This is a genomic window from Actinoplanes subglobosus (assembly GCF_042650585.1).
GTDB classification, from domain to species: Bacteria; Actinomycetota; Actinomycetes; order Mycobacteriales; family Micromonosporaceae; genus Actinoplanes; species Actinoplanes subglobosus.
Genome location: NZ_JBHSBL010000006.1, coordinates 366,258 through 379,284, shown reverse-complemented (window position 1 = coordinate 379,284; position 13,027 = coordinate 366,258). Strand labels below are relative to the sequence as shown.

Here is a 13,027-nt window from a genome sequence, read left to right as displayed (position 1 = left end):
AGCGATGCCCGATGTGCTGAGCAGGCCCGAGACCGAGCCGGACGACAATCCGGCCCGGTTCACCCGCCGTCGGCTGGTGCGGTGGCTGACGATCCTCACCATCGGCACCCTGACGATGGTCGCCTGCTGGCAGGACCCGCTCTACCCCTGAGCGGCGCGGTAGGCGTCGATCTCGGCGAGCAGCGCGGTCTTGCCCTCGGGTGAGCGGAAACTGTGCCGTACGGCGTCGCGGGCCAGGTCCGTGACGCCGTCCACGTCCAGCTTCAGCAGGCGGGCGGCGGTCGCGTACTCCTGCTCCAGGGTGGTGCCGAACATCGGCGGGTCGTCGGAGTTGACGCTGACCGGGACCCCGGCCGCCACCAGCCGGGCGATCGGGTGCTCGTCGAGGTCGGCGACGGCCCGGGTCCGCAGGTTCGACGTCGGGCACACCTCCAGCGGGATCTGCCGCTCGGCGAGGTGGGCCATCAGCCGCTCGTCCTGGGCGGCGGCGATGCCGTGGCCGATGCGCTCGGCGCCGAGGTCGGTGAGCGCGTCCCAGATGGTCTGCGGGCCGGTGGTCTCCCCGGCGTGCGGGACACTGTGCAGGCCGGCCGCGCGTGCCTTGTCGAAGTACGGCTTGAACTGCGGCCGCGGAACACCGATCTCCGGCCCGCCGAGTCCGAAACTGATCAGCCCGTCGGGTCGCTCGTCCAGAGCGATCCGCAGCGTCTCCTCGGCCGACGGCAGCCCGGCCTCGCCCGGGATGTCGAAGCACCAGCGCAGCTCCACGCCGAAGTCGCGGGCGGCTCCGGCCCGGGCGTCCTCGATCGCCTCGCAGAACGCCTTGGCCGCGATGCCCCGCTTGACGCTCGAGTACGGCGTGACTGTCAGCTCCGCATACCGCACGTTCTGCCGGGCCAGTTCCCGCCCGATCTCGTAGGTGAGCAGGCGCACGTCCTCGTCGTCGCGGATCAGGTCGACCACGCTCAGGTAGACCTCGATGAAGTGCGCGAAGTCGCGGAACTCGAAGTAGTCGGCCAGCCGGGCCGGGTCGGCCGGCACCGGCGAGCTGCCCTCGTGCCGTGCGGCCAGCTCGGCGACGATCCGCGGGGACGCCGAGCCGACGTGGTGGACGTGCAGCTCGGCCTTGGGCAGGCCGGCGATGAACGACGTCAGGTCGGTCAAGAGTTCTCTCCCTAGGTAGAAGCCACCACGAAGATACGGCGGAACGGGAATGCCACGAGGCCGTGCCGCTCCGGATACTCCACCGCGATTCGCTCGGCGAGCGTGGCCCGGAAGGCGGTCCACTCGCCGTCGCTCAGAGCCGCCCGGACCGGGCGCAGGGCGGTCCCCTCCATCCACCGCAGCACCGGGTGGTCCTGCTCCGGTTCGACGGGCAGCAGGTGGAGGTAGGTGGTCTCCCAGGCGTCCACGGTCGCGCCGGCCGCGGTCAGCAGCTCGGCATAGCCCTGCGCGTCGTCGACGGGGTCGTCCCGCAGCTCGACGTCGTCCCGCAGATCGGCCGAGGACGCCAGATCCCACACGGCACGGTGGCCGGGACTGGCGAAGTTGCCCGGCACCTGCATCGCGATCCACGCGCCGGCCGGGAGCCCGCGTGTCCACCGGGTCAGCATCTCCTGGTGGCCGGGCACCCACTGCAGGGCCGCGTTGGTGACGACGACGTCGACGTCCGGGGTGGGTTCCCAGTCGGCGATGTCGCCGAGGCGGAACTCGACCGGGCCGGGGTCGGCGGACGCCTTCCCGATCATCTCGGGTGACGAGTCGACGCCGACGACCCGCGCGCCCGGCCAGCGATCGGCCAGCGTGCGGGTGAGCTCACCGGGGCCGCAGCCGAGGTCGACGACGGTCCGTGGTCTCTCCGCCCCGATCTGCCGGACCAGGTCGAAGAACGGCCGGGAACGCTCGGAGCCGAAACGGCGGTAGACAGCGGGATCCCACATGTTGCCCTCCGTGCACACTAAACCGTACGTACGTTTTGTTTAACCCTAACAGGTGGGCGGTAGGGTCTCCACGTGGAAAATCGAAGCTTTCGCAAGCTGGGACGCAGTGTCGGCGTGGTCGGTCTCGGAGCCTGGCAGCTCGGCGCCGACTGGGGCGAGGTCAGTGAGACCGACGCGCACGCGACCCTGCAGGCCGCCGTCGACGCGGGCGTGACCTTCATCGACACCGCCGACGTCTACGGCGACGGCCGCAGCGAGCAGATCATCGGCTCGTTCCGGAAAGACCACCCCGGCCTGACCGTCTTCACCAAGATGGGCCGCCGGCTGCCCCAGGATCCCGCCAACTACCGGCTGGACAACTTCCGGGCCTGGACCGACCGCTCCCGGGCCAACCTCGGCGTGGACACGCTGGACCTGGTGCAGCTGCACTGCCCGCCCACGCCGGTGTTCAGCTCGGACGAGGTCTACGACGCCCTCGACATCCTGGTCGAGGAGAAGCGGATCGCGGCGTACGGGGTGAGCGTCGAGACCGTCGAGGAGGCGCTGGCCGCGATCGCCCGGCCCGGTGTGGCCAGCGTCCAGATCATCCTCAACGCGTTCCGCCTCAAGCCGCTGGAGCGGGTGCTACCGGCCGCCGCCGAGGCCGGGGTGGGCATCATCGCGCGGGTCCCGCTCGCCAGCGGTCTGCTCTCCGGTCGCTACGACGCGAGCACCACGTTCGGCGCCGACGACCACCGCAACTACAACCGGCACGGCGAGGCCTTCGACGTCGGCGAGACGTTCTCCGGTGTCGACTTCGGCGTGGGCCTGGAGGCGGTGGGCCGGCTGCGCCCGCTCGTGCCGGCCGGCGCGACCATGGCGCAATTCGCCCTCCGCTGGATCATCGACCAGCCGGGCGTGACAGCGGTGATCCCCGGTGCCCGTAACCCGGAACAAGCGCGGGCGAACGCGGCCGCCGCCGATCTCGCGCCGCTGTCGCCGGAAACCCGAGAAATGATCACCGCGGTCTACGATGAGTTGATTCGCCCGCAGGTGCACGACAAATGGTGAACAATGAAACCGAGCCGCCGCGGTTGAGAGGCTGGCTCACCATGTCCCTCGGTCTGCTCGCCATGGTGCTCGGTGGCGTGTGGACGCTCCAGGGGCTCGATTACCTCGGCGACAGCCTGATGAGCGGGCAGACGGTGTGGGCGGCGGTCGGCGGTGCGCTGATCGTCGTCGGTCTGTTATTGATCATCATTGGGATGCGCCGGCGCTCACGCGGGCCGAGTTGATCACCCGCGGGCAGGGCTGACGAAAGAGGCCCCGCAACCTCGTGGAGGATGCGGGGCCACGGTCGGGCCGACCTCCGCCAGGCGGCCGGCGAACCGGTCTCACGACCGGCGGCTAAGGTCTCAGAGCGGGCGAACCTGCTCCGCCTGCGGGCCCTTCTGGCCCTGGGCGATCTCGAACTCCACCCGCTGGTTCTCCTCCAGAGTGCGGTAACCGCTCGTCTGGATGGCCGAGAAGTGGACGAACACGTCAGCACCCCCGCCGTCGACGGTGATGAAGCCGAAGCCCTTGTCTGCGTTGAACCACTTCACGGTTCCTTGCGCCATGCTGAACTCTCCTTCTGAAAATGCCGGCCCGCCCAACCGCGGCAGCGCGGGGCCGATGACCGTTTTCGAGCAGCGGTACCGCGAGGCGGCCCTTTCAGAGGACGTCCCATCCGCTCGGCCCTTGTGACACCTGCCGACCCTCCCGGGGTGGGGCCGGCGTCCCGCGGGTCCAGCGGAAGCTAGCGAACCACGTACGCAAAAACTGGCCACACTGTACCCGAAAATCGGGCCGTAAAGCTGCCCCTCGAAGGAATCCAATAATGGGTGACCGATATGGAAAAGGCCCCCCACTTCTGCGGAACGGAGTCCGGTACGAAGTGGGGAGCCGCCAAGACAGTTGTCTATACAGTTGTTGATCTAGTCGGGCCAGGTTCCGGTCAGTTTGTGCGTGGTGATGGCACCGCCACGATGGACCGCCGCCTTCACCACAGCGAAGATCGCGCCCTGCAACGCGGCCGCGGTGAGGATCTCGCCCCAGCCCCGATCCGGGTCGCCGGCGTCCGGTGCGTCGTCCTCTCCGGCGACCAGCTTCCACGCCTCTTTGAAGAGGAAACCGGCGGCGGCACCGGCGGCGAAACCGAGTGCCACGTTGACCGGCTTCAGTGCGACCTTCGACAGTTTGCCCGCCATCAACGCCTCCCTCGGACGACCAGAATGATCCCGGCCAGGGCCGCTATCCCGGCGATCACCAGCACGGTGGGCATCGGATTGGCACGCACCCGCACACCGGCCTGATGCGCCAGCTCCCGCGGGGGCGTCTCGCGCACCCGCCCGGCGGCGTCGGCCGCGGCCTCGCGCACCCGCCCGGTCATCACCGCGGCCTGGGTCAGCACCCGCTGCTTGGTCTCCTGCACCTGCTCACGGGCGCGGGCCTTGACGTCCGCACGCGCGGCGAGCGCCTGCACCGTCTCCCCGAGATCCGCCCGGGTCTGCCGGATGTCCTCGCGCAACGCCACCAGGTCCGGCTTGGCGGCTCCGTTCGTGTCTGTCATACCCGACTACGCTCCTTGACCGCGTGTTTCACTTCGTCGACATCGGCCTTGACACTCTCGATCGCGGCCAGCGGCTCCGGCGGGACGGCCCGGCTCAGCTGCTTCTTACCGAGCAGCGCGAGCACCCCGGCGATCACGAAGAGCGTCACCGTGACGATCAGAGCGGCCAGCCAGAGCGGCAGCACCAGGTCGAGGGCGATGATCCCGGTCGCGATCGCCGCACCCAGCCCGTACAGCCCGAACGCGCCCGCGCCGCCGAACAGGCCCGCACCGATACCGGCCCGTTTGCCCTTCTCGGCCAGCTCGGCCTTGGCCAGGGTGATCTCGTCCCGGACCAGACGGCTCAGCTGCTCACTCGCCTGCTGCACCAGCTCCGCGGTCGACTTCTCGGTCGTCGGCCGGACGGGAACGCCGTTAACGACATCGGTCATCATGTCCCCCTTTCCGTGTGATCGGGGTATGCCCTGATCAGAGCTCCCTCAATCCTGGCTCTCCGGTACAACCGGCACCGGTCCGCCGAACACCACCCCGCGGGCGTCACCGTCGAGTCCACCGCTGAACACCCGGGCGGCGTCCGAGTCCGCATCCGGCCCGTGGTGCGGCTCCCGCTGGGACGGAGCGAGCGCGGCCTTCTCCAGCTCGGCGCGCATCCGCGGCACGGCGGCCCGCTGGTGCTGCCAGATCCAGCCGACCAGCCGCTCCCGCACCAGGCAGCGCAGATCCCACAGGGCCGCCGCGTCGTTCGCGCTGACCAGGGCCCGCAGCCGGATCACGCCGTCGGTCGCCCCGGTCACCTGGAGCACGCAGACCTTGCGGTTCCACAGGTCGGACTCCTCGCAGACACGTTGGAGCTCGGCCCGTACCGGCTCGATCGGGGTCGCCCAGTCCACGTCGACCTCGGCCGTGCCCAGCACCGCCGAGGAGGTGCGCGTCCAGTTCTGGAACGGTTTGGTGGTGAAGTAGGAGGTCGGCAGGATCAGCCGCCGGTCGTCCCAGATCTGCACGACGACGTAGGTCAGGGTGATCTCCTCGATCCGTCCCCACTCCTGCTCGACGACGACCACGTCGTCGACCCGGATCGCGTCGCTGAAGGCCAGCTGGAGCCCGGCGAACACGTTGCCCAGGGTGCTCTGCGCGGCCAGCGCCGCGACGACACTGATCAGGCCGGCGGAGGCGAGCACGCTGGCACCGAGCGCCCGGATGTCGGGGAACGTCATCAGCATGACGCCGACGGTCAGCACCACGATGGCGGCCACCGTGACCCGGCGCAGCATCACCACCTGGGTCTTGATCCGGCGGCTCTTCAGATTGTCCGGCACGTCGGTGCGCCACCGGGCCAGCGCCATGTCCTCCAGCACCAGCAGCGTGGAGCCGACCAGCCAGGCGGCGGCCGCTATGCAGAGCAGCACCAGCACGTGCACCACGCCGGAACGGCCGGGGAAGTCACCGGCCCAGATCCGGACGGCCTGCTGCACGGCGGTGAGCGTGACGGTGGCCAGGAACGGCCGGTGCATGGTCCGGGCCAGGGCGGCGGCGAGCGGATAACGCCGTCCGACCCGTTTGACGATCCAGTGGACGATCTCGACGAACACGATCGCCGCGCCCGCCGCACCGACGACGGCGAGCAGAGCGGTCACAACACTGGACACTTGGCTTCCTTCCCACGGGCGTCACATGCCGACGTCCAGCCTTGCCCGCGGTGGTGGACGGAGACACCGGCGGCGGCGGATGTCAGAGATAGCTCACATCCGCCGCCGCGTTCCGTCCAGGTGTCAGATCTTGCGGTACTTGGCCTGCGCGAGGCAGTAGACGCCGAAGGCCGCGATGCCGGCGGCGATCAGGAAGAGCAGCCAGACGCCCCAGGAGTAGCCGGCCAGCGTCTTCAGCGCGGCGTCCAGGCCACGGGCCTTCTCCGGGTCGTAGTTGACCGCGGCGGCCACCACGAGGAGACCGGCGATCGCGTAGGCCACGCCCTTGGCGGTGTAGCCGGCCATGCCCAGGCGGATGATCGGCTGGCGGGTGCCGGCCGGCATCTGCTGGGTGTTCAGGTGCCGGGTGAACTTCTTCTTGTAGCCGTAGATCGCCATGCCGACACCGACGCCGAGCACCACCAGCCCGATCAGGCCGACCAGCCAGCGGCCGCCGTCGGAGTCCATCAGGCCGGAGGCGTTGCCGGCGTTGGAGTCGCCCATCGAGGCGTCGGCGCCCTGGACGACCTTGACCGCGGTCCACGCGAGGTAGCCGTAGAGGATCGTGCGGGCGCCGGAGAGGACCCGCTCGGCCATCGCCCGGCGGTCCTGCGGGCCGCTCTCGCCGATCGCGGCCTCGAAGGCCTGCCAGATCGCCATGGCGACGAGGCCGACGGCGATGACGATCAGGAGAGTCTTGCCGAACGGCTGCTTGGCGATGGTCTGGAGCGCTCCGGACTGGTCACTGTCCTGTCCGGAGCCTCCGAGCGCCACCTGCAGCGCGATCCAGGCGAAGAGCAGGTGGATGATGCCGTATCCGACGAACCCGCCCCGGGCCAGAAGCTCCAGGGGCTTGCTCTCGGCGGCCCGTGACGCGGTGTTCCTGACGTTCGAGGCTGCTGTCATGCCCCCCAATGTGACCAGCGGCGACGATCGCCAAACCCCGGTGTCACCGGGACACCTGGATCTGCACGGCGTCCTGCGTCACGCTCGACAGCGAGACCTGGAGCCCGCCGACGTCGACGGCCTGCTGGCCCTTGGTGACCTGGATCTGCTCGCCGGCGACGTCGAGCGTCACCGTGCTGTCGTCGGCGGACACGAACTTGGCCTCCACCCCGAGCACCTCGACGCTCGCGTTGGTCTCCCGGGCGATGGTCACGGTGCACTGGTCGAGGCCACAGCTGACGTCGTCACCGCAACCGGTGAGCAGCCCGAGGCCGAGGACGGCCGAGGCGAGAGCGGCGGCGATGCGGCGGCGCGGCATAGAGATCAACACCCTTTCGACGGTACGGGGTACGAGCAAACCTAAGGTGACAAGAGTGAACGAGTACCCGGTCCACGACAACACCGCTGAGCATCGATTCGAACTGGTCGTCGACGGCGAGGTGGGCGCGCTCGCCACCTACCGCCTGCGCGACGGCGTGGTGAACATCCTGCACACCGAGACCGCGCCGGCGATGCGCGGCCGTGGCCTGGCCGGCGAGCTGGCCCGGCAGACCCTCGATCAGATCCGCGAGCGCGGCGACCGGGTCATCCCGTCCTGCCCGTTCTTCGCCAGGTGGATCGCCGAACACCCCGGCTACCAGGACCTGGTGGTCACCCGCTGAAACGCGGCGTCCCGCCTCCGCCGTGGTCTCGTGGACGCGGCGAAGGCGGGACGGCCCCCGGGATGCAAGGTTCAGGCGGCGACCGGCTGCGGCGCCGGCTCCGGGACGTCGACCCCGGCGATGATCTCGGCGGCGGCCCGGCCCAGCGCGCGGGTCGCCCCGTGGGTGGCGATGTGCACCCCGCCGGTCACCGTGACCGGGATGCCCATCTCGACGACGATCGCGTCGGGGCGCACCGCGAGGACACCGGCCAGGGTCCGCTCGATCCACGGGTGCCGGTGCACGTCCCGGACCACCAGGACCAGCGGCCGCTCCCCGGCGCCGGCCAGCACCGGCACCGACGGGTCGGCCAGCGGCTCCAGATCGCCGGCCTCGAAGCGGACGGCCGTGGTGCCCGGCAGCAGCTCGCTGAGCGGGTGGCCGACACCCCACGGCGTCTCGCTGCCGATCGCGATGTTGCGCGGCGGCGCGAACTCGACCACGTGCGGGATCCCGGCCACCGGCAGGGACGGGCCCTGCGGGCCGCGGGTGATCCGCACCGCCCGGCGCGCGGCCGCGAAACCGACGGTCGAGCCGAGCACCGCGACCTCGGCGCCGGCCGCGGCATCGGCGATCGCCCGGGCACCGGTCGCGACCTGCGTGCGGGTGGTCCAGGCGGCCAGCTCGCGCACCCGCCGGACGGCGTCGCGCAGCCGCTCCTCGGGGATCTCGCCCGAGCGGACCGCGGCGACGATGGCGTCCCGCAGGCGGATCGCGGTCTGCTCGTCGGCGTGGTCACCGCCCACGCAGATGGCGTCCACGCCGGCGGCGATCGCACGGACCGCGGCGCCCTCCAGGCCGAAGCGGCGGCGCACCCCCTGCATCTCGATGCCGTCGGTGACGATCAGGCCGTCGAAGCCCAGCTCCTCGCGGAGCAGGCCGGTCAGGATGCGCGGGCTGAGCGTGGCCGGCAGCTCCGGGTCGTAGGCCGGGACCAGCAGGTGACCGGTCATCACCGAGCGGGCGCCGGCCGCGATCGCCGCACGGAACGGGACCAGCTCGCACTCGGCCAGCTCGGCCTCGGACCGGGCGATCAGCGGGACGTCGTGGTGCGAGTCGACAGCCGTGTCGCCGTGACCCGGGAAGTGCTTGGCACAACCGGCCACCCCGGCCGACTGGAGCCCGCGGATGAAGGCGGAGGTGTGCCGGGCCACCAGGTGAGGTTCGGCGCCGAATGCCCGTACCCCGATGACCGGGTTCCTGGGGTTGCTGTTGACGTCGGCGTCCGGGGCGTAGTCGAGCGTGATGCCGGCATCGGCCAGCTCCCGGCCCAGATCGCGGGCGACCAGCTCGGTCAGCTCGGCGTCGTCGACCGCGCCGAGGGCCAGATTGCCCGGGCGCGAGCTCCCGTGCCGCGACTCGAACCGGGTGACGTCGCCGGCCTCCTCGTCGATGGCAACGATCACATCGGGGTACTCCGAGCGGAGCTGCGCGGTGAGCGCGGCCACCTGAGCGGGTGACTCCACGTTGCGGGCGAAGAGGGCCACGCCCCCGAGCCCGGCAGCGAGCCAGCGGCGGACCCAGTCCGGCGCGGACGTTCCCACGAAGCCCGGTTGCAGTACCGCAGCGGCCAGTTCCGGCAATTCGCCGTGAATGGACATGTGGCCCCGTACCTCCGATGCGTTCGGCTCCCCCGTTACGGGGACCTATGTTCACACCCCTCCCAGACTTTAGTCAACAAACCTTTCTATTTGCTGTGGCATCCCGCTCGCTAGGATGTGCACGTGCTCACTCCCCTCGCCGCAACGGGTGTCGACTGGTCCGAGGTGCACGCCGTGCGACTCCTCGGCATCGCCCTGGCCGTTCTGTTCCTGCTCTGGGCGATCCGCCGCATGTTCGGGGGCAAATAGGGGTAACGGGGCGGCCATGCGTTCGCATGACTCCGGCCCGCTCCCGAAGATCGGATAGCCTCCCCTCGATGAAACTGCCGATCTACGGCCCGCGCCTGCGCCGGGTCGCCCGCAACCAGTTCGGCTGGCGCACCCTGCGGCCCGGCCAGTTCAAGCCGATGCGCGCCGTGCTGCGCCGCAAGGACGCCCTCGTGGTGCTCCCGACCGGTGCCGGGAAATCGGCGATCTACCAGATCCCGGCGGTGCTGCTGCCCGGCCCGACCGTGGTCATCTCGCCGCTGCTCGCCCTCCAGCAGGACCAGATCGCCGCCCTCAACGAACGCGGCGACTCCCGGATCCGCGCGGTCCGGGTCAGCTCCCAGGAGACGCCCAAGGAGCAGCGCGAGGCGATCGAGGCGGTCCGCCGCGGCGAGGCCGAGTTCCTCTTCATCACCCCGGAGCAGCTCAGCGACCCGGCCCGGCAGGCCGAGGTGCGGGCGCTCAAGCCCGGCCTGGTCGCCGTCGACGAGGCTCACTGCATCTCCGCGTGGGGCCACGACTTCCGGCCCGACTACCTCGCTCTCGGCGACATGATCAACCAGATCGGCCGGCCGCCGATCCTCGCACTCACCGCCACCGCGTCACCGCCGGTCCGCGAGGACATCATCGCCCGGCTCAGGCTGAGGAAACCCGAGATCCATGTGTCCGGGCTGGACCGGCGCAACCTGTTCCTCGAGGTGGCGTACTGTCCCGACGACAACTACCGGTGGCGCAAGCTGACCGCGATGCTCGACGAGGAGCAGCGGCCCGGCATCATCTACGTCGCCACCCGGCGTGCCGCCGAGGAACTCGCCGACCGGCTCACCTCCGCCGGCTACCCGGCCGCCTACTACCACGGCGGGATGGCCACCGGCCTGCGCGAGCAGCGCCACGAGGAGTTCTCCGCCGACAAGGTCGACATCATGGTGGCGACGTCGGCATTCGGCATGGGTATCGACAAGCCGAACATCCGCTGGGTCGCACACGTCGCCCTGCCCGACTCCCCGGACAGCTACTTCCAGGAGATCGGCCGGGCCGGGCGCGACGGCGAACAGGCTCGGGCCCTGCTGCTGTGGCGTTCCGAGGACGAGGCCATCCAGCGGTTCTTCCAGGGCGGCTCCCCCGATCCCGAGGAGTTGAGCGCCCTGGCCGGCGAACTCCACAAGGGACCGGCCTCCAAGACCGCGCTGCAGAAGGCGACCGGGCTCGGGCCGCGCAAGCTCGGGCAGTACCTCAACCTGCTGGAGCAGGCCGGCGCCGTCACCGCCGGCACCGGCCACAAGCTGACCGTCCCGGCCCGTGCGCCACTCCCGGCCGCGGCGGCCGAGGCGGCCTGCGCGGAGTACGAACGACAGCAGGCGGTCATGCGGTCCCGGACCGACATGATGCGCGGTTTCGCCCAGTCCCGGCAGTGCCGCACCGAGACGCTGCTGGCCTATTTCGGCGAGGACCTGAAGAAGCCGTGCGGCCACTGCGACAACTGCGCCGACGGCTCCGCCCACGAGATCGCCGCCGCCGAGCCGGAGGGCCCGTTCCCGGTCCACGCCCGGGTCCGGCACGGCGAGTGGGGCACCGGCATGGTGATGAACTACGAAGAGGACCGGATGACAGTCCTCTTCGATTCGGTCGGCTACAAGACCCTGTCCGTCCCCGTGGTGATCCAGCAGAACCTTCTCGACCTGGAGTAGCGGCTTTCGCGCACCGGCCCCGTCGGCCTCGCCCGCACCGGGGGTGATGTCCGGGCCTCGCGCCCGAGGGGCAGCAGAACGGTCTCGCGGCGATGCTGGCGACCGCCACCGAGCCGTCCGGCACCACGGGCGGGTTGCGGGGCGAGGACTACACGCGCGGCGAGTACGAGCTGCCCAGCCGGTGGGTCTCCGACCTGATGGCCGCCGGGCGCACCAGGATGGACATCGGCGACGGTGAGCGCCGCTCGCTCACCGACCAGCGATGGAACCCCGACGCCGACCGGGCAGCAAAATACGGGGCCGAATGCACGGAATGGGCGCAGCATCGACCCTGACGGACGGCCGCGCTGCCGCCGGCGGTGGCGACTATTCGTCCTGACTCCTCCGGAAGCGCTCCCAGCCGGTTGCGTGAATGTGCCATCATGCGCTCGATGCCGGCACGGGGGAGGCGGAAGTGGCTGCGTCAACGAAACGACGATCCCCGCTGTGGGCGCGGATCTGCGTCGGCATCGGGGCCGTGGTTCTGGTCACCGGCGCGGGCACCCTGGTGGCCGGCCAGGCCCTCCTGTCGCGGTATGCGGGGGCGGTCACCGACGAGAGCCTGCTCGACCCGATCCAGCCGAAACCGGCCGAGGCCGCCCCGGTGAAATCGGACATCAACGGGCCGGTCAACATCCTGCTCGTCGGCATCGACCCGCGCGACGACCACACGGCGCCGCTGGCCGACTCGATCGTGGTGGCGCACATCCCCCGCGATCGGCACAGCGCCTACCTCTTCTCGCTGCCGCGTGACCTGCGGGTGGACATCCCGGCGTTCCCGAAATCGGGGACCGGCGCCGACCGGACGAAGATCAACGCCGCGATGGCGTACGGCAGCCGGCTCGGTGACGGCAAGTACAGCCCGGCCCAGGGGTTCCAGCTGCTCGCGACCACGGTCGGCAACGTCACCGGGATCCGGAAGTTCGACGCCGGCGCGATCGTCAACTTCGGCGGCTTCAAGAAGATCGTCGAGGCGATGGGTGGCGTCGAGATGGTCATCGACATGGACGTCAAGTCCGAGCACCTGCAGCCCGACGGCAAGACCCGGGAGCGCATCTCCCGCTGCCGGAACGACCACACGTCGTACAGCTGCGCGCGTCCGTACACCGGCCCGCAGAAGGTCTACACCAAGAGCGACGAGCCGGTGCGGCTGCAGGCGTGGGAGGCACTCGACTACGTCCGCCAGCGGTACGGCGAGAACATGACCGACTACGACCGGCAGCGGCACCAGCAGCAGTTCATCAAGGCGATGGCTAAGCAGGCGATGAGCCGTGACGTCGTCACCGACCCGGCCAAGCTGCTGAACGTGATGGAGGCGGCCGGCGGTTCGCTCACCTTCGCCGGCGGCGGGCACTCCATCGTGGACTGGGCGCTGGAGCTCAAGTCGCTGAACGTCGACGACATGATCACGGTGAAGCTGCCGGGTGAGGGCGTCTACGGCGGCGGCTACCTGGGTGAGCAGTTCCTGCCCGGTGTCGACGACTTCTTCGAGGCCGTCACCGAGGACAAGGTGGCGGCGTTCCTGCTCGACCACCCGACCTACATCAACGAGACGAACTGAACGGCTC

At 70.4% G+C, this 13,027-nt stretch carries 18 protein-coding genes; 8 read left to right on the top strand and 10 right to left on the bottom strand.

Translation table 11 applies throughout. The features are described 5' to 3' along the window. The first annotated feature begins 4 nt into the window (after positions 1-4). On the top strand, positions 5-151 hold the full coding sequence (locus ACFO0C_RS07940; protein WP_378065893.1) for a hypothetical protein: 147 nt from the start codon (positions 5-7) through the stop codon (positions 149-151). On the opposite strand, the gene ACFO0C_RS07935 is transcribed toward ACFO0C_RS07940, so the two are convergent. Then, positions 142-1,164 carry an adenosine deaminase gene (locus ACFO0C_RS07935; RefSeq protein ID WP_378065892.1) on the bottom strand — a complete coding sequence of 341 codons (1,023 nt, stop codon included), beginning with the start codon at positions 1,162-1,164 and terminating at the stop codon, positions 142-144. The genes ACFO0C_RS07940 and ACFO0C_RS07935 overlap by 10 nt on opposite strands. A gap of 11 nt (positions 1,165-1,175) precedes the next feature. Further along, on the bottom strand, positions 1,176-1,940 hold the full coding sequence (locus ACFO0C_RS07930; RefSeq protein ID WP_378065891.1) for a trans-aconitate 2-methyltransferase: 765 nt from the start codon (positions 1,938-1,940) through the stop codon (positions 1,176-1,178). Between the two features lie 72 nt (positions 1,941-2,012). Between ACFO0C_RS07930 and ACFO0C_RS07925 the strand changes: the two genes are divergently transcribed. Then, positions 2,013-2,990: an aldo/keto reductase gene (locus tag ACFO0C_RS07925; RefSeq protein WP_378065890.1), complete on the top strand. Its 978-nt coding sequence runs from the start codon at positions 2,013-2,015 to the stop codon at positions 2,988-2,990. After that, entirely contained in the window at positions 2,984-3,214 is a 231-nt protein-coding gene (locus tag ACFO0C_RS07920) for a hypothetical protein (RefSeq protein ID WP_378065889.1), read from the top strand. The genes ACFO0C_RS07925 and ACFO0C_RS07920 overlap by 7 nt, the downstream gene beginning before the upstream one ends. A 120-nt stretch (positions 3,215-3,334) precedes the next feature. Here the strand turns inward: ACFO0C_RS07920 and ACFO0C_RS07915 are convergent, their stop codons facing one another. The 7 genes from ACFO0C_RS07915 to ACFO0C_RS07885 form a co-directional block, all read right to left on the bottom strand. Continuing rightward, positions 3,335-3,538, bottom strand: coding sequence for a cold-shock protein (locus ACFO0C_RS07915; protein ID WP_011905669.1), 204 nt, complete (start codon positions 3,536-3,538; stop codon positions 3,335-3,337). 357 nt (positions 3,539-3,895) lie between these two features. Beyond that, on the bottom strand, positions 3,896-4,168 hold the full coding sequence (locus ACFO0C_RS07910) for a DUF4235 domain-containing protein (protein ID WP_378065888.1): 273 nt from the start codon (positions 4,166-4,168) through the stop codon (positions 3,896-3,898). Beyond that, positions 4,168-4,530 carry a DUF3618 domain-containing protein gene (locus ACFO0C_RS07905; protein ID WP_378065887.1) on the bottom strand — a complete coding sequence of 121 codons (363 nt, stop codon included), beginning with the start codon at positions 4,528-4,530 and terminating at the stop codon, positions 4,168-4,170. The genes ACFO0C_RS07910 and ACFO0C_RS07905 overlap by 1 nt, the downstream gene beginning before the upstream one ends. Beyond that, the gene (locus tag ACFO0C_RS07900) at positions 4,527-4,961 is read right to left on the bottom strand and encodes a phage holin family protein (protein ID WP_378065886.1); all 435 of its coding nucleotides are present in this window, start codon (positions 4,959-4,961) and stop codon (positions 4,527-4,529) included. Before ACFO0C_RS07900 ends, ACFO0C_RS07905 begins: the two co-directional genes overlap by 4 nt. 48 nt (positions 4,962-5,009) lie before the next feature. After that, the gene (locus ACFO0C_RS07895; RefSeq protein ID WP_378065885.1) at positions 5,010-6,179 is read right to left on the bottom strand and encodes a mechanosensitive ion channel family protein; all 1,170 of its coding nucleotides are present in this window, start codon (positions 6,177-6,179) and stop codon (positions 5,010-5,012) included. A gap of 123 nt (positions 6,180-6,302) precedes the next feature. Next, entirely contained in the window at positions 6,303-7,124 is an 822-nt protein-coding gene (locus tag ACFO0C_RS07890; RefSeq protein ID WP_378065884.1) for a DUF1206 domain-containing protein, read from the bottom strand. Between the two features lie 43 nt (positions 7,125-7,167). Beyond that, on the bottom strand, positions 7,168-7,494 hold the full coding sequence (locus ACFO0C_RS07885) for a hypothetical protein (protein WP_378065883.1): 327 nt from the start codon (positions 7,492-7,494) through the stop codon (positions 7,168-7,170). 43 nt (positions 7,495-7,537) lie between these two features. Between ACFO0C_RS07885 and ACFO0C_RS07880 the strand changes: the two genes are divergently transcribed. Further along, positions 7,538-7,825 (top strand): GNAT family N-acetyltransferase, encoded by a 288-nt coding sequence (locus tag ACFO0C_RS07880; protein WP_378065882.1) that lies wholly within the window; start codon positions 7,538-7,540, stop codon positions 7,823-7,825. Positions 7,826-7,896: 71 nt separating this feature from the next. Here the strand turns inward: ACFO0C_RS07880 and ACFO0C_RS07875 are convergent, their stop codons facing one another. After that, positions 7,897-9,465, bottom strand: a complete 1,569-nt coding sequence (locus ACFO0C_RS07875; RefSeq protein ID WP_378065881.1) for a glycoside hydrolase family 3 protein — start codon at positions 9,463-9,465, stop codon at positions 7,897-7,899. Between the two features lie 123 nt (positions 9,466-9,588). Between ACFO0C_RS07875 and ACFO0C_RS07870 the strand changes: the two genes are divergently transcribed. The 4 genes from ACFO0C_RS07870 to ACFO0C_RS07855 all read left to right on the top strand — a co-directional run bounded on the left by ACFO0C_RS07870 (position 9,589) and on the right by ACFO0C_RS07855 (position 13,020). Continuing rightward, positions 9,589-9,714, top strand: coding sequence for a hypothetical protein (locus ACFO0C_RS07870; protein ID WP_275413259.1), 126 nt, complete (start codon positions 9,589-9,591; stop codon positions 9,712-9,714). Between the two features lie 68 nt (positions 9,715-9,782). Then, on the top strand, positions 9,783-11,420 hold the full coding sequence (locus ACFO0C_RS07865; RefSeq protein WP_378065880.1) for a RecQ family ATP-dependent DNA helicase: 1,638 nt from the start codon (positions 9,783-9,785) through the stop codon (positions 11,418-11,420). A gap of 92 nt (positions 11,421-11,512) precedes the next feature. Further along, positions 11,513-11,755 (top strand): hypothetical protein, encoded by a 243-nt coding sequence (locus ACFO0C_RS07860; RefSeq protein WP_378065879.1) that lies wholly within the window; start codon positions 11,513-11,515, stop codon positions 11,753-11,755. Positions 11,756-11,874: 119 nt separating this feature from the next. Beyond that, complete coding sequence (locus ACFO0C_RS07855; protein ID WP_378065878.1) at positions 11,875-13,020, top strand: LCP family protein; 1,146 nt, start codon at positions 11,875-11,877, stop codon at positions 13,018-13,020. The last annotated feature ends 7 nt before the right edge of the window (positions 13,021-13,027 follow it).

Bases quoted from the DNA above. Each gene is read 5' to 3' on its own strand.
- ACFO0C_RS07940 (WP_378065893.1), top strand. From the start codon at position 5: ATGCCCGATGTGCTGAGCAGGCCCGAGACCGAGCCGGACGACAATCCG.
- ACFO0C_RS07930 (WP_378065891.1), bottom strand. From the start codon at position 1,940: ATGTGGGATCCCGCTGTCTACCGCCGTTTCGGCTCCGAGCGTTCCCGG.
- ACFO0C_RS07920 (WP_378065889.1), top strand. From the start codon at position 2,984: ATGGTGAACAATGAAACCGAGCCGCCGCGGTTGAGAGGCTGGCTCACC.
- ACFO0C_RS07915 (WP_011905669.1), bottom strand. From the start codon at position 3,538: ATGGCGCAAGGAACCGTGAAGTGGTTCAACGCAGACAAGGGCTTCGGC.
- ACFO0C_RS07910 (WP_378065888.1), bottom strand. From the start codon at position 4,168: ATGGCGGGCAAACTGTCGAAGGTCGCACTGAAGCCGGTCAACGTGGCA.
- ACFO0C_RS07905 (WP_378065887.1), bottom strand. From the start codon at position 4,530: ATGACAGACACGAACGGAGCCGCCAAGCCGGACCTGGTGGCGTTGCGC.
- ACFO0C_RS07900 (WP_378065886.1), bottom strand. From the start codon at position 4,961: ATGACCGATGTCGTTAACGGCGTTCCCGTCCGGCCGACGACCGAGAAG.
- ACFO0C_RS07890 (WP_378065884.1), bottom strand. From the start codon at position 7,124: ATGACAGCAGCCTCGAACGTCAGGAACACCGCGTCACGGGCCGCCGAG.
- ACFO0C_RS07875 (WP_378065881.1), bottom strand. From the start codon at position 9,465: ATGTCCATTCACGGCGAATTGCCGGAACTGGCCGCTGCGGTACTGCAA.
- ACFO0C_RS07865 (WP_378065880.1), top strand. From the start codon at position 9,783: ATGAAACTGCCGATCTACGGCCCGCGCCTGCGCCGGGTCGCCCGCAAC.
- ACFO0C_RS07860 (WP_378065879.1), top strand. From the start codon at position 11,513: ATGCTGGCGACCGCCACCGAGCCGTCCGGCACCACGGGCGGGTTGCGG.